This is a genomic window from Streptomyces sp. NPDC043812, assembly GCF_056436245.1.
The window spans coordinates 180,850-199,899 of sequence record NZ_JBWKCY010000008.1; the positions used below are offsets into that span (position 1 = coordinate 180,850).

A 19,050-nucleotide genomic window follows, 5' to 3' on the forward strand; every position below is an offset into this window, starting at 1 on the left:
TGGGAGGGTTGTCGGGTGGCCGTCGCCGGTCAGATCGAGTGGTACGCGCCGTCGTGGAACAGCAGCGGCCTGCGGTCCTCGTCCTGCCAGGCGTCGACGACGCGCGCCACGACGATGCGGTGGTCGCCGGCGGGGACGAGCTGTTCGACAGTCAGCCGCAGCCAGCCGGTGACACCGTCGAGCACCGGGTCTCCCTGCGGAAGGCGCCGCCACCGGGTCGGCGCCGCGAACCGGTCCACTCCACTGGTGGCGAACCGCCTGGCCAGGTCCTCCTGTTCGGCTCCGAGGAAGTTGACGACCGCGGAATCGGCACGCTCGATGTGCGGCCAGGAGGAGGACCGGGTCGCGATACCGAAGGAGACGAGCGGCGGATCGAGGGACAGGGAGGTGAGCGACGTGGCGGTGAATCCGACCGGGCCCGCACCGGCATCCGCGGTGACGACCACGACTCCGGCGGGGTAGGCCCGGAACAGCTTCTTGAAACGTGTGGGCGCAAGGGCGGCAGGGTGCGAGGACACGGATACGGTCATGTTTCCCCCAGGTGACGTGGGCGGCGGCGCAGGAATGCGAGGACGGCAGCATCAGGAACCGGAACGCTGCGGAGAAAGAGCACGGTGAGGCAGGAAAACGAATCCCGAGCACACCGGGCAGGCATACGGAAAGAGGGTGTGACGGCGCGTCATGGCCGCGCCGGGGAATTTACCGGCGTGCTCGGCAACAACAACAGGAGCGCCGGATTCGAGCATGGGCCGGCCGGATCACACAGCGGTGTCGCGCCACACCGGGCGCGTACCGTGGAATCCTCTGCGGGCTGCTCATGAATCCATCTTCCCGTTCCGCATCCGGCCCGGTCAACAATGCAACTTTCTGAATTAAGTCGAATTCGGGGACGACGCCCGGTGGTTGGGGGACCAGCCGTTCAGGACACCGCGGGCAGCGCCGGCCACGGCCCCAGCGGGTCGTCGTGCAGCGCGCCCAGGGCCACGGACGCGCCGGCCGTGGCGAGTACCGAGCCGGTGAAGCTGCTGGGCACCACGGACCGTTCCGCGTCGTCGCACACCAGGGAGCGTCGGCGCACTTCCGCGCGCAACTCGGCCAGGCATCCGGGCAGTCGGCCGGTGCCCGGCTCGACGACGACCAGCACGTCCGGATCGAACATGTCGAGCAGGACTGCCGCCGCCCTGCCGACGAGCCGGGCGCGCGTGCGGAACAGGGCTTGCGCGGCCGGGTCACCGCCGACTGCGCGGTCCAGCAGCGCGGCGAACGACGGTACGGTCAGGCCCTGTTCGCCGGCACTCCGCAGCATCGCCGGTTCCGAGACCTGCGACTGGAGGCATCCTGCCGCGCCACAGGTGCAGGGCGCCGCTCCGCCGCCGGTGCCGGTGCCGGTGCCGGTGCCGGTGCCGGTGCCGGTGCCGACGGGGAGGTGTGCCACGTTGCCCGCTCCGAAACGCGGCCCCTGGTGCACGGCTCCCGCCGTGACGAACGCCGCGTCGACGACGTTGCCGACGAAGAGCAGGACCGCACTGGCGCGGGTGGACACCTCACCGACGAGCTGCTCGGCACGCGCGAGGGCGCGCGCGTGGCTGTCGAGGTGCACCGGGAGGCCGGTCGCGCGGGCGAGCGCGTCCCGTACGGGGACGCCGCGCCAGCCCAGTTGGGGGTGGTGCACCACGACCCCGGCAGCGGGGTCCACCCAGTGTCCGGTCGCGACGCCCAGCGCGAGTGCGGTCCTGCCCGAGCCGTGCGCGGACAGCAGGCGCGGCAGCCCCGCGGTCACCCTCGCCAGCACCGGGCCGGGCTCCGTGCTCTCGTGCGGCTCCCGTTCCTCGGCGACGATCCGGCCGCTCAGATCCATCAGGGACAGGGTCGTGTGGGTCACCGCTATATGTGCTCCGGCGAGGAGGTAGCGGCTCGTGTCCACCTCGACAGGTATGTGCGGGCGGCCCAGCCCGCGAGGCCCGGCCGTTTCCGGGCCTTCCCTGACGAGCCCCCTGGCGAGCAGCGCGCCGCAGTGGCCGCTGACGGAGGCGGGCGAGAGTCCGGTGAGCCGGGCGATCGTGCTGCGGGCGACGGGGCCGTGGTCGAGGATCGCGCCGAGTACGGCTCCGGTGCCGGACACCCGCCGCAGGGGCACTGTGGCGGGCGGAATGTCGGAACGACGCAACGGGGCAGGGCGGTCGGCGGACGTCGTCGGTCTGTCCACGGGGGCCTTCCAGGTCCTGAGCGGTGGTGCGCACACCTCGAGAGGCACGGAGTCGTCCGCAGGGAATCGGGACGCCGGGCGGGGGCTTGCGCGGGAAGCTCCGCGAGAGGAGCGCTGTTTCACCAGTGCGCGGTACGCCGCCGGATCCGGATTCCGTCCGCTGCGGGGCAGGGGGACAGGACTGGGCCGGGATGAGGGATCCGCGCGGTCACCGTACGGTCAGGACCGCCGACACGCGGCCGAGCAGACACGTTTCAGGTCGACATGACCTCGTGTCGTCAAGAGCGCGGATCGGTGCATGGCGCGCAACATAGCCGGGGCGCCGCAAGTCGGTCAAACAGCCGCCCGCATGATGGACAGCCGACGGCGCCGCTCGCGGCGCCGGCCCGGACGCGACACACCTACCCGGCGGTTCGACCGGCGAAGGCGTCCCAGTCCACGATGCGGATCGCCGCGCCCGCCGCCTCACGGCCCCGACATCGCGCATGGTGCCTGCGGTCGACGGCCTCCGGGTCGAGGTGCGTTCCGAATGCGGGGTGGGAGGCGAGGCGCCGCGCGTAGGACCACAGCGCCTGGTGGCCCGCGATGCGGTGCACGGCAGCGGCGTCCAGATGGCTGCGGTGGACCAGGTCCAGCTGGACGAGGGTCACCCACACCTGCACGTCGGCGGCGGTGGGGGCGTCACCCCCGAGCACGAACTCCTGGCCGCTCAGGCACCGTTCGAGCGATCCGAGCGCATCGAGCAGCACTCCGAGAGGCTCTTCGTGCTCCTCCCCGGCGATGCCGAGCTCCCCCGCACTCTGCGCCGCCTCCTCGATGTCGACGGCGCACAGCCGGCCGACCGCGTCCAGCCGTTCGTGTGTTCCGGGCGGACACAGATCGGGGCCTTCGCCGCGGAATCGCAGTGCCAGATCGCCCAGGATGTCGGGCACATGGGTGCTGACGATCCGTCCGGTCCACACGTCGCTGAGCGCGGGCGCGGACGCGGGGCCGCGATGGCGGTGGGAACCGGCCTCGTACAGCGGGAGCAGCGCGGTGAATCCACCGCCGGGTGCGTCGGGGACTGCGGGCAGCCGCTCGACGGGCAGGGAGTCGCCGAGGCCGAGGAGGCTGTGTGTGACGGCGATCCGCAGCGAGCCGGGGCAGGACGGCGAGAGATGGAGCCGGTAGCGGTGCGGCACGGCGTAGTGCCCACTGCGCACGTCGCATCCGATGCGGCCGCGGAAGACCGGGGCGGCTGTCGGAGCAGCTGTCTGGGATGTGGCGGACATACGTCTCCCTGGGTCTGGTGGATCACGGACGTACGGCGGCGGCACACGGCGGTGCGGTGGCATCACGGTGTGCGGGAAAGGCGCCGAAAGGCGCGGGGCGGCTGCGGAAGCGGAGGCGGTGATTCACGGGGCGGGCATGCGGCGCCCGCCCGGGTCAGCGAGGACTCGCAGCGCTGCAGACGCGCAGGAGGTCGATGTGCCGGCGCACGGTGAGCAGCAACGGGGGCCCTACGGCGCAGTCCGTGTCTGCCTCTGAAATCCTCATGACGTCCGGTCCGTTCGCTCGGTCTGACGCCCCGAGTGTCGATTGGTCGGGGCATGCCGTCAAGAGCGCCCGCAAGCGCGCCCGCGCAGCGGACGGGTGCCTCGCCCCCGTACCGCCCGGCCGTGGGCGGCCGGGCGGTACGGAATACTGCGGACATGCGCATTTCAGCCAGGGCCGACTACGCGGTGTGTGCCGCTCTGCACCTCGCCGCCGCACAGGACCGGGGGCCGTTGAAGGCTGAGGCGATCGCCGAGTCGCAGGCCATCCCCCACAAGTTCCTCGAGGGGATCCTGGGCGATCTGCGCCGGGGCGGGCTGGTGGGCAGCCGGCGCGGCGGCAACGGCGGTTACTGGCTGGCCAGGCCCGCCGACACGATCACGATCGCCGATGTGGTGCGGGCCGTGGACGGACCTCTGGTGTCCGTGCGCGGGATACGTCCGCCGGAGTTGTCGTACACCGGGCCCGCCGAGTCCCTGCAGCCGCTGTGGATCGCTCTGCGCGCGGGTGTGCGGCAGATTTTGGAGGGTGTCACCCTCGCCGCCGTCGCCGAGGCGCGTCTGCCGAGCGAGGTGTCGGCGCTGACGGAGGATCCGGCCGCCTGGACCAACCCCTGACCTCGCGTCATCTCGCCATCGCCCTGCGGAGGTTGCTCCGGGGTCCGGCCGCTGTCCACCCATCGAACACCCCCTTGGGGACCGCGAAGGTGTGTGACACCATTCATTCCTACTATTCCGATAGGAAAACCAGGATTCCCTGTGAGGTGGGCCGTGCGAACGTCGACTCCGGCAGGTCGTTCGACCGACGAGCCGCTCTGGCCTCGCGTCGTTCGGGAGCTCGCGGACGACCTCGCCGTCGACGCACTCTCCCGCGACCGGGCGGGCAAACCGCCGTACGACGAGATGGCCCGGCTCCAGGAGGCCGGACTGCCCGCTCTGCTGACACCACCGGGACTCGGCGCACGCCCCCAGGGCGCGGGCCTGCGGACAGCCTGCGCCACGGTCGCCGAACTCGCGGCCGCGGACAGCTCGGTGGCCGAACTCCTTGCCCGTCATTACGTGCTGTCCTGGAGCGCACGCTTCTTCGGCACACCCGAGGACGCCGAGCGGTTCGAGCCCTGCACGACCGGGCAGGGGTGGTTGCTGGGCGGCGGGGTCGACCTGCCCGATCCGGAGTCCGTGCCGGACCTCACGCTCACCGCGGCCGACGGCGGCCACATGGTCCGTGGCTGCCGGACGCTGGAGGCCGGCGCCACCGTCGCCGATCGACTGGTCGTCGGCGCACGGTCGGCCGGCACCGGCGATCTGCTCGTCGTCGTGGTGGACCCCACCCATCCCGGGGTGACCACAACGGCGGCCGACGACCGTCTGGGGCAGCGGCTGACCGGGGCGGGAACGGTGGCCTTCGACGACGTTCCGGTGGATGCGGCGCACATCGTGGGGACGGTACCGCGCGACGAGCACGCGGTCGCGCCCTTCACCGGGCTCGCGCCCCTCATGCTGCGGCTGCTGCTGTGTCACACCGTGCTGGGCACCGCCGAGGGCGCGCTGGCCGAGGCCCGTGACTTCAGCCGCGCCTCGCACGCCGTACGCCGCCCGGACACGGCCGGACGGCCGGACGGCGCACCGCGGAACGCGGACCCGTATCTCCTGCTGGCCTACGGCGAGTCGGCGACCGAGGCGCACGCCGCGTCCGCCGTGGTGGAGCGGGCGACGGAGGCACTAGCCGACGGCCTGCGGGCGGGCATGGAACTGTGCGCCGCCGAACGTGCCGACATCGCCGCGCTGGTGGCCGCTGCGGAGGCGGTGACCGCCCGCGCCGCCGTGCGGATCACCACACGCATCGTGGGGTTCCTCCCCGGCACGGATCCGGTGCACGGCGATCCGGGCTTCGACAGGTTCTGGCGCAACACCCATGTGCTCACCGCACACCACTCGCCCGCACACAGTCTGCGGGACATCGGTGACCACTATCTGAACGGCACCCTGCCGCGTCTCGCGGGGCGCCGCTGAACGGACCGGCCGGCGGGCGTCGGGTCAGGCGGTTGCCACCACGGCCGCCTGGGCGACCGCGGTTTCCCTTCGCGCGAAGACACGCAGGCCCGCCCCGTCGGTGCCGGCCTGCACGATACGCCGGGCGGGGGCCGTGGTGGCCACGACGGAGAGCGTGGCGCCCGCCTGTCCGCACAGCCGGTGCGCCCTCAGTACGGCACTGAGCGCCGCGGCGCTCACCACGGGCGACCTGAGCTCGATCACGACGGCGCGCGGCAGATAGCTGCGAACGAGGGCCGCGAACTGCTGTGACACCGCGGCCCGATCGCTGATGACCACGTCCCCGTGCAGGGAGACGACCAGAACGCCACGGTCGAGCGTGTGGGTGAGCACCATGAGCCATCCGATCGCCGGAAGATTTCGGGATTTGCCTCATTTAGGGGCTCGGCGCCGGTCGCCGCAACACGCCACACCGACTCACGCCCAACGCCGGCCGGCGGCCGCCGGCCGCTCCAGGCGTACCGGCTGCTCTCGGGTTGCGGGTTGCGCGCCACGCGTGCCGTCGCGTGGCACGCCCTGGTGATGATCGCCTCGGTCCTCGCGCTCACCCTGTGGGGGTCTGCCCACATCCGACACCACACCCGGACCACCGGCACCGTGCCGACCACCGGCACCGCACCGTGCCGACCGCCGTCCGCCGTCCGCCGACCGCACCCTCGCGGCGCATGGCCGCATCCGGCGGCAGGCGGCAGGCGGCAGGCGCCGGAGGTCGACGGTTTGCGGCGAGTTGCCGGTCGTCGTAGCCGGAACGTGATCCTCAAGTTCTGCTCAGATCTGGTGACGCCGCGACGCCCGTGTCCATAGGGTCCTCAGAATCGGTTGAAATAAAGGATGTCGCACCATGAAGCCCTGCAAGTCGACCACGCTCGCGGCGATCACGGTGATCGCGGTCGCTCTCACCGCAACCTCGTGCAGCGGCTCGGACGACAGCGCCGAGGAAAGCCCGTCGCAAAGTGCCGGCAGCTTCGACAAGCCGACGCTCCCGACGTACAAGGTCGCGACCGGTGTCTCGTTCGACTCCCCGACTCTCACCAGGGCGCAGAAGGCCGGCAAGCTCGTCATCGGCGTCAAGAACGACCAGCCGTTCCTCGGCTACCAGGACGAGACCGGCCAGCGTTCCGGCTTCGACATCGAAATGGCCAAGATGATCGCGGCCGATCTCGGCTTCGCCCCCCGGCTGATCGAGTTCAAGACGATCGACACCCGCAGCAGGGAAGCGGCCATCGCGAAGGGCGAGGTCGATCTGTACGTCGGGACGTACACGATCAACGACGAGCGCAAGAAGAAGGTCGGCTTCGCCGGGCCGTACTTCATGGCGGGCGCCGATCTGCTGGTCCGCAAGGACGACGGCACCGTCGGCGGGCCCTACTCGCTGCAGGGCAAGACCGTGTGCTCGGTGAAGGGCTCGACGGCGCTGCGCGAGATCCAGAAGCCCGAGTACAACACGACGACCGTCGAGACGAACAAGTACGGCGAGTGCGTCCAGCGGCTGCTGGGCGACGAAGTCGACGCCGTGACCACCGACGACGCCATCCTCATGGGCTACGCGGCGCAGGCGCCGGACAAGCTGAAGGTCGTCGGCAACCGGTTCACCGAGGAGCCGTACGGCATCGGCATGAACAAGGACGACGAGGCGCTGCGCGACGCGGTGTCGGACGCCATCGAGACACACGACGCAAACGGCGACCACCAGAAGGCGTTCGACGCGACGCTGGGTCTGTCCGGCTCCGAGTACGTCGGGTCCCCGCTCGTCGAGCGCTACTGACGCATCGGAGCAAGGGGTCACCCGGGACACCCGGGTGACCCCTTCTGCTCATGCGACCAGGAAGGCCCTGGCCGCCGCGGCGCCCGCTGCCGTGTCCCAGCCGCCCGTGCCGACGACCGCGGCCACCAGCTCCTCGTCGACCACGCCGTCCGCCGCGATCAGGGCGTCCAGCGCCTCCTGTGCCGGTTCGCCGTCGCGGCCCGGTGCGTCCTGGCTGTAGCTGAGAATCCGTTCCCGGGTCTCTGCGGCGGTGAGCGCGGGCAGTGCCACGCTCTCGAAGCCGTCCTCGGCGTCGTAGGCGGCGCGGTACCAGCCGGTGCCGTCGAAGCCGTAGACGAAGCCGATCCACTCGCCGGACTCCCGCACGCGGCGCGTCGGCGGCTCCCACCAGTGGGGTACCCCCGCCAGCAGGTCTGTCTCGTCCTCGCCGAAGTACGCGGCCGCTTCGGCGTAGTACGTCTCGGAGTACTCGTGGTCGTTGCCGATCATCACGGCGCGGCCGTCCCCGAGATGGTGCAGTTCCGCCCAGTTGCCGCCGGCGTCGTCGTAGTGCCACACCGTGCCGTCGGCGTGGCAGCTGTGGGCCCAGCCTCGTGCGGCGCAGACGGCGGCGAACGCGGCCCACGGCCCGCGCAGTTGCGCGGGTGCGGGCAGGTCCAGGGCCACCAGCTCTGTCATGTCTCCCCCACTTCCTCGGTTGCCCGGCTTCCCTCGGCCCGGCCGGATCGTGTCGTGAAACGGGTCCGCCCCGGCCGGGCAGAATTGCCGGGCCGGGGCGGATCCGCGTGCGTGGGCGTCAGCCGAGGGTGGCGATCGCCTGGTTGAACGTCGCCGAGGGACGCATGACGGCCGCGGCCTTCTTGACGTCCGGCTGGTAGTAGCCGCCGATGTCGGCCGGGGAGCCCTGGACCGCGATCAGCTCGTCGACGATCGTCTGCTCCTGCTCGGTGAGCGTCTTGGCGAGGGGCGCGAACGCCTCCGCGAGCTTCGCGTCGTCCGTCTGCTTCGCCAGCTCCTGGGCCCAGTAGAGGGCGAGGTAGAAGTGGCTGCCGCGGTTGTCGATGCCGCCCAGCTTGCGGCTCGGCGACTTGTCCTCGTTGAGGAAGGTGCCGGTGGCGCGGTCGAGGGTGTCGGCGAGGACCTGGGCGGGCGCGTTGCCCGTGGTCGTCGCGAGGTGCTCGAAGCTGACGGCCAGCGCCAGGAACTCGCCGAGGCTGTCCCAACGCAGGTAGTTCTCCTTGACGAGCTGCTGGACGTGCTTCGGCGCGGAACCGCCGGCACCCGTCTCGAACAGACCGCCGCCGTTCATCAGCGGAACGACCGAGAGCATCTTGGCGCTGGTGCCGAGCTCGAGGATCGGGAACAGGTCGGTGAGGTAGTCGCGCAGCACGTTGCCGGTGACGGAGATCGTGTTCTCGCCGCGGCGGATGCGCTCCAGGGAGAACTTCGTGGCCTCGACCGGCGAGAGGATCTCGATCTGCAGACCCTCGGTGTCGTGCTCCGGCAGGTACGCCTTGACCTTGCCGATCAGCTGGGCGTCGTGTGCCCGGCCCTCGTCGAGCCAGAAGACGGCCGGGTCGCCGGTCGCGCGGGCGCGGGTGACCGCGAGCTTGACCCAGTCCTTGATCGGGGCGTCCTTGGTCTGGCACATCCGGAAGATGTCACCGGCGCCGACGGCCTGCTCCAGCACGGCGTTGCCGGCGGCGTCGACGACGCGGACGGTACCAGTGGCCGGGATCTCGAACGTCTTGTCGTGGCTGCCGTACTCCTCGGCCTTCTGCGCCATCAGACCGACGTTCGGCACCGAGCCCATCGTGGACGGGTCGAACGCGCCGTTGGCACGGCAGTCGTCGATGACGACCTGGTAGACGCCCGCGTAGCTGCTGTCCGGGAGGACCGCCAGGGTGTCGGCCTCCTGGCCGTCCGGGCCCCACATGTGACCGGAGGTGCGGATCATCGCCGGCATGGAGGCGTCGACGATGACGTCGCTGGGGACGTGCAGGTTGGTGATGCCGCGGTCGGAGTCGACCATGGCGAGGGCCGGACCCTCGGCGAGCTCGGCGTCGAAGGACGCCTTGATCTCGGCGCCCTCGGACAGCGACTCAAGACCCTTGTAGATGCCGCCGAGGCCGTCGTTCGGGGTGAGGCCGGCCTTGGCGAGCGCCGCGCCGTACTGGGCGAAGGTCTTCGGGAAGAAGGCGCGTACGACGTGGCCGAAGATGATCGGGTCCGAGACCTTCATCATCGTGGCCTTGAGGTGCACGGAGAACAGCACACCCTCGGCCTTGGCGCGGGCGACCTGCGCCGTCAGGAACTCGCGCAGGGCGGCGACACGCATGACGGACGCGTCGACGACCTCACCGGCGAGCACGGGCACCGACTCGCGCAGCACGGTCGTGGAGCCGTCGTCGCCCTTCAGCTCGATGCGCAGGGAGCCGTCCTCGGCGACGACCGCGGACTTCTCGGTGGAGGCGAAGTCGTCGACGCCCATGGTGGAGACGTTCGTCTTCGACTCGGAGCTCCAGGCGCCCATGCGGTGCGGGTGCGCCTTGGCGTAGTTCTTGACCGACGCGGGGGCGCGGCGGTCGGAGTTGCCCTCGCGCAGGACCGGGTTGACGGCGCTGCCCTTGACCTTGTCGTAGCGGGCGCGGATGTCGCGCTCCTCGTCGGTCTTGGGGTCGTCCGGGTACTCCGGCAGCGCGTAGCCCTGCTCCTTGAGCTCGGCGACGGCAGCCTTCAGCTGCGGGATCGAGGCCGAGATGTTCGGCAGCTTGATGATGTTCGCGCCGGGCGTCTTGGCCAGGGCACCGAGCTCGGCGAGGGCGTCGTCGATGCGCTGGCCCTCTTCGAGGTACTCGGGGAACTGGGAGATGATCCGTCCCGCGAGCGAGATGTCACGGGTCTCCACGGTGACACCGGCCGTCGATGCGTATGCCTGGATCACAGGCAGGAACGAGTGCGTCGCCAGGGCGGGCGCCTCGTCAGTGTGCGTATAGATGATGGTCGAGTCAGTCACCGGGTGCTCCGCTCTCCACGTCTGCAACATTGCTCGACATCAAGATATCTCGTGATCGAGCCCCGATCGACAGGGGCCCGTCCCCGCGCAGGGGTGGTGGGGAAAAGCCGCCGTCCGCCGCCGATGTCCCACGGTAAGGACACCGGCGGCGGACGACGGCAGCCGCCGGCGCGGCCCGTTCGTCGGGGTGCTACTTGACCGAGCCGGCCATCACGCCCTGGACGAAATGGCGCTGGAAGGCGAAGAAGACGACCAGCGGGACCACGAGGGACAGGAAGGCACCCGGCGCCAGTACGCCGATGTTGCTGCCGAACTGCCGCATCTGGGACTGCAGGGCGACGGTGAGCGGCTGCGACGCGCTGTCCGCGAAGAGCAGCGCGACGAGCATGTCGTTCCACACCCACAGGAACTGGAAGATCGCGAGGCTCGCGAGGGCGGGGCGGCCGAGCGGCAGGATCAGGCGGGTGAAGATCCGCCATTCGCCGCCGCCGTCCATCCGGGCCGCTTCCAGCATTTCGCGCGGGATCTCGGCGAAGTAGTTCCGCAGCAGGAAGATCGCGAACGGCAGCCCGTAGGCGACGTGGAAGAGGATCACTCCCGCGACCGTGCCGAAGAGGCCGATCGCGCCGAACAGCTTGGCGACGGGCAGCAGCCCGATCTGGACGGGGACCACCAGCAGTCCCACGACCACGAGGAAGACGGCGTCCCGCCCGGGGAAGTCCAGCCACGCGAAGGCGTACCCGGCGAGTGCGGCGATACCGACGACCAGGACGGTCGTGGGGACGGAGATCAGCACGGTGTTCCAGAAGGCCGCCGTGATGCCGGAGTCCTCGAAGAGGGCCGTGTAGTTGTCCAGGGACAGCTGTGAGGGGTCGGTCAGCGCCGTCCACCAGCCGTCGGAGGCGTTGTCGCGTTCCGAGCGGAGGGAGGACAGGAACAGACCGGCGAGCGGAGTGATCCAGACCAGGGCGACGACGATGAGCAGGGCCTGGACGACTCCGCTGTTCAGCCATCGGGCCATGCGGCTCCTGCGCCGGGGGGCCGGAGCCGCCGACGGCGCGGGGCGGGGCGCCGGCACCTTCACCGGCGAGCGCTCGATGGTGCTGTGGCCGCTCATGCTCCACTCCTTCGGAAGCGCCGGACGTTGAAGATCATCGCCGGGACGACCAGCAGGAGCAGCAGGACGCTCAGCGCGCTGCCCAGCCCCTGGTCGTTGCCGCCGCCGAAGGACACCAGCCACATGCGGGTGGCCAGCACGTTCGCCTCCTCCTGGACGGGACCGGGTGCGATGATCCAGACGAGGTCGAAGACCTTCATCACGTTGATGACCAGGGTCACGAAGACGACGGTGAGCACAGGCGCGAGCAGCGGCACGGTGATCTTCCGGAAGATCTGGCCCTCGGTGGCCCCGTCCATCCGTGCCGCTTCCAGGGCATCCCGCGGGATGGCCGCCAGACCGGCGCCGATCAGCACCATCGCGAATCCGGTCCACACCCACAGGTAGGCGCCGATGATGGCCGGGGTGACGAGCGCGGGCCCGAGCCAGTTCACGCCTTCGTAGGGGGCGGCGAAGTTCGCCGCGGGCAGGCGGAGCGTGTACGGCCCGTCGCCGAGGCCCGTGAAGCGGAACGATCCGTCGGCCGCGGTGGTCGCGGAGGCCGCCTTCTCGCCGTCGCGTACGGCTTCCACCGTCATCCCGGGCAGGCCCTTCTCGGCCGGGTCGACCGTGCCCTGCACACCGCCGCCGCCGGGGGCGAAGTCGAGGTAGACGACTCCGCCGATCTCGTCGGCGCCGACCGTGTCGGTGGCCGCGGCCTTCGCGCCGGCGGGCATGGCGTCGGGGGCGACTCCGACGAAGCCGAAGGTCACCGGATCTCCGGCGGCGACGGTCTTCGCGGTGGCGTACGGCCCGCCCGCGCCTCCGGTCAGTCCTTGGTTCTCGCGGGCTCTCGCCGTCGGATAGGCGGCACGCTCCTCGAACGAGTCGTGGACGCCGACGGCGACCGCGTTGAGCACGCCCCGGTCCGGGTCCTGCTCGTAGGCGAGCCGGAAGATGATGCCCGCGGCGAGGAAGGACACGGCCATCGGCAGGAACAGCACCAGTTTGAACGCGGTGGCCCAGCGCACCTTTTCGGTGAGGACCGCCAGGATCAGCCCGAGGCCGGTGAGCAGGACCGGCGCGACGACGACCCAGATGGTGCTGTTGCGGATGGCCTTGAGCGTCGCGGGGTCCTGGAAGATCTCGGCGTAGTTGGCGGCGCCCACGAACCGGTCGCCGCTCGCGTCGAACATGCTCCGGCCGAGGGAGAACAGGACGGGGTAGACCACGAGCGCGCCGAGGAGCAGCAGGGCGGGCAGGACGAAGACGACCGCGAGCCGGCGCTTTCTGCGCTGGGCCCGGCGCCGCGGGTTCACCGCGGCGCCGGCCTTCAGGTTGTCAGCCATGGGGGCGGCCTCAGTTCCCGTACGCCTTGGCGGCCGCGGCCTCGAGCTTCGCCGCGGTGGCCTTCGGGTCGGACGGGTCGCGCAGGAAGTCCTGGAGGACCTTCCACTCGCCGGCGCCCTTGGTGCCGCCGAACGCCGCCGGCGCCTGGTCGGACATGTCGAAGCGGACCGAGTTGCCCGCGCCGACGAGGGAGGTGGCAGTCTCCCGGGTCGTGTCGTCGCCGTACGCGTCGGCGCTCACGTTCTTGTTGGGCGACAGGAAGCCGCCGGCACCGGCCCAGACCTCGGCGGCCTCCGGGGTCGCCAGGAACTCCAGCAGCCGCATGCCGGCCTTGGCGTTCTTGCCCTCCTTGAGGACGACGGCCGCGTCGCCGCCACTGACGACCGGCGCCTTGCCGCCCTCGACCGCGGGGAACGGGAAGAACTTGGCGTCCTCGCCGGGCTTGCGGCCGAACTCGTCCTTGGCGACGCCGCCGACGAAGTCGCCCTCATAGACCATGCCCGCCTTCGGCTCAGGGCCGAAGACCTGCTCGACGGAGGCAGGGAAGTCGGTGCGCAGAGCGCCCTGCGCGCCGCCCGCGACGAGCTGCTTGTCCTTGAAGACCTCGCCGAGGGTGGTGAGCGCCTTGACCACGCTCTCGTCGGTCCACTTCAGGGTGTGCCGGGCGAGCTGGTCGTACTTCTCGGGGCCGGCCTGGGAGAGGTAGACGTTCTCGAACCAGTCGGTCAGCGTCCAGCCGTCCTCGCCGGCTATCGCGAACGCGGGGCGGCCGGAGTCGGCGAGCGTACGGCCCGTCTTCAGCAGGTCCGCGAAGCTCTTGGGCTCGGACACGCCGGCCTGGGTGAACGCGTCGGGGCTGTACCAGACGGTCGACTTGTGGGCGGCCTTGAAGTAGAGGCCGTAGTAGGTCTTGTCGACGGTCCCGTAGTCCTTCCACACGGGGGCGAGGCCGGCGTCGGCAGACTTGGCCGTCGCGGCGGACAGCGGCTCCAGCCAGCCCTCGGCGGCGAACTGCTGCAACACACCGACCTGCGGGACCATCACGACGTCGGGGGCGTTGCCACCCTCGATCTTGCTGCCGACGAACGTGGAGACGTTGTCGCCGGACGGCACGAAGACGGTCTTGGCGCCGGTCTTCTCGCTGAACGCGTCCAGCACCTTCTTGAAGTTCTTCTGTTCGCTGCCGGTCCAGACACCGGCCACGGTCACGGTCTGGCCGCTGAGTTCGCCGCCGCCGCTCGCGGGTCCGGTGGTGCCGCCGCAAGCGGTGGCCGTCAGGGCGAGGGTGAGGGCTGCCGACGCGGTGGCGGCCGTGCGCCGTGTGGTCTTCGCAGGTCGTCGCATGGTGGGTGTCCTTCCGAGGGGTGGGCTGGTCAGGAGGCGGGGTCGGCGGTCCACCACGCGGCGGTCGCTCCGGGGAGCACACCGTCGGGGCAGGGGCCGCTGGAGAGCAGGGGCGTTCCGGTGGCGGGGGCGGGCACCGGTTCGGTGCCGAAGTTCACGGCGCAGATCAGCCCGTCGCCGCGGGCCATGGCCAGCACCTGCGGGGGCGAGTCCAGCCAGCGGAGTGTGCCTTCGCCCAACTGCGGGAGGCTGCGGCGCAGTTGGAGTCCCTCGCGGTACAGGTGCCAGAAGGAGCGGGTGTCGGCGAGGGCCCGATCGGTGGCGTGCTCGGCGAACCACTCGGGCTGCGGCAGCCACGGCCGGGCCCCCGCCGCGCCCTGGCTGAAGCCGAACGGGGAAGCGTGGCCGGACCAGGGCAGCGGTACCCGGCAGCCGTCGCGGATGTGCTTGCGGCTGCCGGTGCGGTGGAAGATCGGATCGGTGAGCACCTCGTCCGGCAGATCGAGGACCTCGGGCAGTCCGAGTTCCTCGCCCTGGTAGACGTAGGCGCCACCGGGCAGGGCGAGCATCAGGAGGGCCGCGGCGCGGGCGCGGGCGGCGCCCAGTCCGCTGGCCTCGACGCCCGGTTCGCCGGCGTAGCGCGTCACCGTGCGGACCTGGTCGTGGTTGTTGAGCACCCAGGTGACGGTGGAGCCGGTGCCGGCGATGTCGCGTATCGCCTCGTCGATGGTGGATCGGAAGGCGTCCGCGTCCCAGGGGGCGCTGAGCAGGTCGAAGAAGAACGCCTGGTGCAGTTCGTCGGGCCGGACGTAGTCGGCGTGTTCGCGCGCGGTCGGGACGGAGACCTCTCCGACGAGCAGCCGATCGCGGCCGTCTTGTGCCGCGTACTCCTCACACACCGTGCGCCAGCGGCGCCACACACCGTGCACCTCGGGCTGGTTCCAGGCCAGCGGGTTGACGGAGTCGCGGGAGCGTTCGTCGGCGTACGGGTCGTCGGCGTCGGGCAGTTCGGGGTGCTTGAAGAGGCCTGCGGCGACGTCGATGCGGAAGCCGTCGACGCCCCGGTCGAGCCAGAACCGCAGCACCTGCTCGAAGTCGTCGCCGACGGCCGGGTCGCGCCAGTTGAGGTCGGGCTGTTCGGGGGTGAACAGATGGAGGTACCAGTCCCCCGGTGTGCCGTCCGGGTCGGTGGTCCGGCTCCACGCGGGGCCGCCGAACATGGCGCGCCAGTTGTTGGGCGGCTCGGCGCCGTCCTGTCCGCGGCCGGGGGCGAAATGGAAGCGGGAGCGGGCGGCGCTGCCGGGGGCGGCGGCGAGCGCCTCGCGGAACCACGGGTGATCGCTGGAGCAGTGGTTGGGGACGATGTCGAGCAGCAGCTTGAGACCGAGTCGTCGTGCGTCGGCCACCAGCCGGTCGAACTCGGCGAGGTCGCCGTAGACCGGGTCGACGTCGCGGTAGTCGGCGACGTCGTAGCCGTGGTCGTGCTGCGGGGAGGGGTAGAACGGGCTGAGCCAGATGCCGTCGACACCGAGTTTCCTGAGGTAGGGCAGCCCGGCGCGTACGCCGGCCAGATCTCCGATGCCGTCCCCCGTGCTGTCGAGGAAGCTGCGGACGTAGACCTGGTAGATCACCGCGTCGCGCCACCAGGGATCGGGGGTGGCGGCGGTGCGGGAGGGGTGGCCGGTGCCGGCCGGAAGCGTGCTGAGCATCTCGCGTCGACCTGTTTCTGCTGGATGCGAGGGCGTCCCAGAACGGGCCGCGCTGTTATGCATGCATGTTAAGTAGCAGTGACTGGAAGGTGTCAACGGTGCGTCGGGAAACAGGGCAAAGCTGGGGGCATTTATTCCGGTATACGGGGGTGCACGAACGAAGGGCACTACCTAACATGTAGGTAGTGCCCCTCGGGGAGGTGACGATGTCAGCCGTTGCCGGAGATGGCTCTCAGTTCGCGTGCGAGGCGCCCGACCGCCCGCTCGGGCGTCTCCCGCAGCGCCAGGACGTCCTGAGCGACCGCCTGCACGGCGAGACTCACCTGGTCGTAGCGTGGGCTCTTGGGCCGTGGGACCGCCGCCAGCAGGCTCTGCCGCAGCGTCGGCAGATAGGGGTACGCCTCGATCAGTGCCGGGTCCTCGTAGAGGGCCGCACGCACCGGCGGCAGCGAGCCCTCGGTGAGCACCCGCCGCTGCACCTGCTCGCTGGTGAGATAGGTGATCAGGTCGGCAGCCGACGCGGGGTGCCGGGAATGGCTGCTCACCGCGAGGTTGGAGCCGCCCAGCACGCTGGTACCCGGCCCCTCGGGCCCCGGCAGCGGCACCGCGCCGAAGCGCCCCGCGACCTTGGAGCCCTTCGCGTCCGCATCGGCGTACACATAGGGCCAGTTACGGAGGAACAGCAGCCGGCCGTCCTGGAACGCCTGCCGCGACTCCTCCTCCTTGTAACCGAGGGCATCGCGGGGGATCCAGCCGTCCCGCACCCCCTCGGCGAGGAAGGAGAACCCGGCGCGCGCCGCCTTCGAGTCCACGGTCACTCGGTCGCCGTCGTCCCGGAGGATCGAACCACCGGCGGAGTGCACCGCCTCGGTGACGTTGACGGTGAGCCCCTCGTAGGGAAGGAACTGGCCCGCGTAGCCGTCCATGCCCTGCCGGGGAGCAAGGGTACGGGCCTGGCGGGCCAGATCGGCCCAGGTGCGCGGCGGCTTCTCGCCGGCCCGGTCCAGGATGTCCTTGCGGTAGTAGAGCAGCCCTGCGTTGGTGACGTACGGGACCGCGTACAGCCGCCCGTCGAACGTCGCGGTGTCCACGACGGGCCGCAGGAAGTCGTCCAGCGGGAAGCGGTCCCGCTCCAGCGGGGAGATCCAGCCCGCGGCGGCGAACTCCGACGTCCACGCCACATCGATGTTCAGCACGTCGAACCGGTCACTGCCGGATCGCAGTTCGCTGATCATCTGGGCGCGCGTCTCGTCCGCCGAGTCCGGCAGCTCGACCAGCGTCACCCGCTCACGGGGACGGTCCTCGTTCCACTCCTCGAGCAGCGGGGAGAGGTAGTTGGTCAGATCGCCCGCCGTGACGAGCGTCATGGGCCCGCGCCCGTCGGGATCGGGGCCGCGGGCGTCCGCGCCGAACCCGGCATAACCGGCCAGTACCACCGCCGCGGCCAGGAGTCCCCTACCCGCGGCACGCATCCACCGCATAGGTTCCTCCCAGTGCACGATCCGGCTGCGCCGCCGACCATCGTGGCCTATGTATACCCGTTAGGCATGGGCGATACTAGGGCCCGCCCGTCGGCCCTTCTCACTGAGCAGGCCGAACGGCCGGGCAGGGCGCCCCGCGCCGGGCCAACAGGAAACTACGGAGCGGGAGAGAGGGGGAGCGCGTGCGGCTGCCGCTCCTGGCACTCCTGACCCGTGGGCCCGCGCACGGCTACGAGCTGAAGCAGGACCTTGAGAAGCTCCTGGGCGCCGCGTACCCTCAGCCGAATGTCGGCCAGGTCTACGTCACCCTCGGCCGGCTGGAGAAGAGCGGTCTGATCGACGGCGAGGACATCGAGCAGTCGGGCAGGCCCAACAAGCGCACGTACCGGCTGACCGAAGCCGGGCGTGAGGCGGTGCTCGCCTGGTTCGAGGAGACCACCGACGAACCACGGGTGAGGGACGAGTTCTTCATGAAGCTCGCCCTCGCGCCGGAGTCGGGGCTCGCGGACCCGGTCGCGCTGATCAACAAGCAGCGGCGGCAGTACCTCAACACGATGCGTGACCTGTCGAAGCTGGCCGCGTCCGAGGACCGGGACAACCGGATATCCCAGCTGCTGATCGAGGGCGCCATGCTGCATCTCCAGGCCGATCTGGACTGGCTGGAACGCTGTCAGGAGGAGCTGGAATGAGCGAAGACGCCGCGGCCCCCGGCGAGCGCCGGGAAACGGACGCGGCCGGCCCGGACTCCGGGGCGGCGCGCCCGCCCATCGTGCGTGCCGAGCAGCTCACCAAGACTCATCACGGCGAGGGCGCTCCGGTGCACGCCGTACGCGGGGTGGATCTGACCGTCCAGCCCGGCGAGTTCGTCGCGGTCACCGGGCCCTCCGGTGCCGGCAAGTCCACGCTGCTGCATCTCATCGGCGGTCTCCAGCGGCCCGACAGCGGGCAGCTGTGGCTCGGCGGGGAGCGCGTCGACGAGTACCGCGAGGCCCGCTGGGCGGTCCTGCGGCGGCGCAGCATCGGCATCGTCTTCCAGTTCTTCAACCTGGTCTCCAACCTCACCGTCGCCGACAACGTCGAACTCCCGGCGCTGCTGGCCGGCGCCTCGCCCCGGGCGGCGCGCGAATCCCGGGCGGAGCTGCTGGCCGAGCTGGGCCTCGAAGGCCGGGAGAAGTCCATGCCGGGCGAGCTGTCCGGCGGCGAGCAGCAGCGGGTGGCCCTCGCCAGGGCGCTGGTCAACCATCCCGCGCTACTCCTCGCCGACGAGCCGGCGGGCAGCCTCGACAGCAAGGGCACCCGCGAGGTGCTGCGGCTGCTGTCGCGGTTCCACCAGCGCGGCCAGACGATCCTGATGGTCACCCACGACGCCCGCATGGCCAGCGCCGCAGACCGGGTCATCAGCTTCTTCGACGGGCACATCGCCGACGACGCGGAGCTGGGCGGCGGGCGGCGCGGGCCGCGCGGCGGGGTGTCCGGCGTTCTCGAACTGAAGGAGTGAC

Annotated in this window: 16 protein-coding genes; 5 read left to right on the plus strand and 11 right to left on the minus strand. The window is 71.0% G+C overall.

The features are described from left to right. Positions 1 to 29 precede the first annotated feature (29 nt). The 3 genes from AC067Z_RS14610 to AC067Z_RS14620 form a co-directional block, all read right to left on the minus strand. A complete protein-coding gene (locus AC067Z_RS14610) occupies positions 30 to 530 on the minus strand; it encodes a flavin reductase family protein (protein WP_478789839.1) in 501 nt (166 codons plus the stop codon). Positions 531 to 919: 389 nt separating this feature from the next. Further along, complete coding sequence (locus tag AC067Z_RS14615; protein ID WP_478789840.1) at positions 920 to 2,206, minus strand: ROK family protein; 1,287 nt, start codon at positions 2,204 to 2,206, stop codon at positions 920 to 922. A 401-nt stretch (positions 2,207 to 2,607) separates the two neighbouring features. Further along, complete coding sequence (locus tag AC067Z_RS14620) at positions 2,608 to 3,477, minus strand: glutathione S-transferase C-terminal domain-containing protein (protein WP_478789841.1); 870 nt, start codon at positions 3,475 to 3,477, stop codon at positions 2,608 to 2,610. Between the two features lie 420 nt (positions 3,478 to 3,897). On the opposite strand from AC067Z_RS14620, the gene AC067Z_RS14625 reads away from it, so the two are divergent. Together AC067Z_RS14625 and AC067Z_RS14630 are read left to right on the plus strand one after the other, a co-directional pair. After that, a complete protein-coding gene (locus tag AC067Z_RS14625; protein WP_478789842.1) occupies positions 3,898 to 4,356 on the plus strand; it encodes an RrF2 family transcriptional regulator in 459 nt (152 codons plus the stop codon). Positions 4,357 to 4,509: 153 nt separating this feature from the next. Further along, entirely contained in the window at positions 4,510 to 5,751 is a 1,242-nt protein-coding gene (locus AC067Z_RS14630; RefSeq protein ID WP_478789843.1) for an acyl-CoA dehydrogenase family protein, read from the plus strand. A 24-nt stretch (positions 5,752 to 5,775) separates the two neighbouring features. Here the strand turns inward: AC067Z_RS14630 and AC067Z_RS14635 are convergent, their stop codons facing one another. Continuing rightward, the gene (locus AC067Z_RS14635; protein ID WP_478789844.1) at positions 5,776 to 6,126 is read right to left on the minus strand and encodes an STAS domain-containing protein; all 351 of its coding nucleotides are present in this window, start codon (positions 6,124 to 6,126) and stop codon (positions 5,776 to 5,778) included. Between the two features lie 505 nt (positions 6,127 to 6,631). On the opposite strand from AC067Z_RS14635, the gene AC067Z_RS14640 reads away from it, so the two are divergent. After that, positions 6,632 to 7,555 carry a glutamate ABC transporter substrate-binding protein gene (locus AC067Z_RS14640; protein ID WP_478789845.1) on the plus strand — a complete coding sequence of 308 codons (924 nt, stop codon included), beginning with the start codon at positions 6,632 to 6,634 and terminating at the stop codon, positions 7,553 to 7,555. Between the two features lie 48 nt (positions 7,556 to 7,603). Here the strand turns inward: AC067Z_RS14640 and AC067Z_RS14645 are convergent, their stop codons facing one another. The 7 genes from AC067Z_RS14645 to AC067Z_RS14675 all read right to left on the minus strand — a co-directional run bounded on the left by AC067Z_RS14645 (position 7,604) and on the right by AC067Z_RS14675 (position 17,551). Continuing rightward, positions 7,604 to 8,233 carry a proteophosphoglycan 5 gene (locus AC067Z_RS14645; RefSeq protein ID WP_478789846.1) on the minus strand — a complete coding sequence of 210 codons (630 nt, stop codon included), beginning with the start codon at positions 8,231 to 8,233 and terminating at the stop codon, positions 7,604 to 7,606. Positions 8,234 to 8,351: 118 nt separating this feature from the next. Next, complete coding sequence (locus AC067Z_RS14650; RefSeq protein WP_478789847.1) at positions 8,352 to 10,571, minus strand: NADP-dependent isocitrate dehydrogenase; 2,220 nt, start codon at positions 10,569 to 10,571, stop codon at positions 8,352 to 8,354. Between the two features lie 190 nt (positions 10,572 to 10,761). Beyond that, positions 10,762 to 11,592, minus strand: coding sequence for a carbohydrate ABC transporter permease (locus AC067Z_RS14655; protein ID WP_478789951.1), 831 nt, complete (start codon positions 11,590 to 11,592; stop codon positions 10,762 to 10,764). 92 nt (positions 11,593 to 11,684) lie between these two features. Further along, on the minus strand, positions 11,685 to 13,016 hold the full coding sequence (locus tag AC067Z_RS14660; protein WP_478789848.1) for an ABC transporter permease subunit: 1,332 nt from the start codon (positions 13,014 to 13,016) through the stop codon (positions 11,685 to 11,687). Between the two features lie 10 nt (positions 13,017 to 13,026). After that, positions 13,027 to 14,361: an ABC transporter substrate-binding protein gene (locus AC067Z_RS14665; RefSeq protein ID WP_478789849.1), complete on the minus strand. Its 1,335-nt coding sequence runs from the start codon at positions 14,359 to 14,361 to the stop codon at positions 13,027 to 13,029. 29 nt (positions 14,362 to 14,390) lie between these two features. Continuing rightward, positions 14,391 to 16,070: a glycoside hydrolase family 13 protein gene (locus AC067Z_RS14670; protein WP_478789850.1), complete on the minus strand. Its 1,680-nt coding sequence runs from the start codon at positions 16,068 to 16,070 to the stop codon at positions 14,391 to 14,393. A gap of 209 nt (positions 16,071 to 16,279) precedes the next feature. Then, positions 16,280 to 17,551 carry an ABC transporter substrate-binding protein gene (locus AC067Z_RS14675; RefSeq protein WP_478789851.1) on the minus strand — a complete coding sequence of 424 codons (1,272 nt, stop codon included), beginning with the start codon at positions 17,549 to 17,551 and terminating at the stop codon, positions 16,280 to 16,282. A gap of 182 nt (positions 17,552 to 17,733) precedes the next feature. On the opposite strand from AC067Z_RS14675, the gene AC067Z_RS14680 reads away from it, so the two are divergent. Both AC067Z_RS14680 and AC067Z_RS14685 read left to right on the plus strand, forming a co-directional pair. Then, positions 17,734 to 18,240, plus strand: coding sequence for a PadR family transcriptional regulator (locus AC067Z_RS14680; RefSeq protein WP_478789852.1), 507 nt, complete (start codon positions 17,734 to 17,736; stop codon positions 18,238 to 18,240). Next, the gene (locus AC067Z_RS14685; protein WP_478789853.1) at positions 18,237 to 19,049 is read left to right on the plus strand and encodes an ABC transporter ATP-binding protein; all 813 of its coding nucleotides are present in this window, start codon (positions 18,237 to 18,239) and stop codon (positions 19,047 to 19,049) included. Before AC067Z_RS14680 ends, AC067Z_RS14685 begins: the two co-directional genes overlap by 4 nt. The last annotated feature ends 1 nt before the right edge of the window (position 19,050 follow it).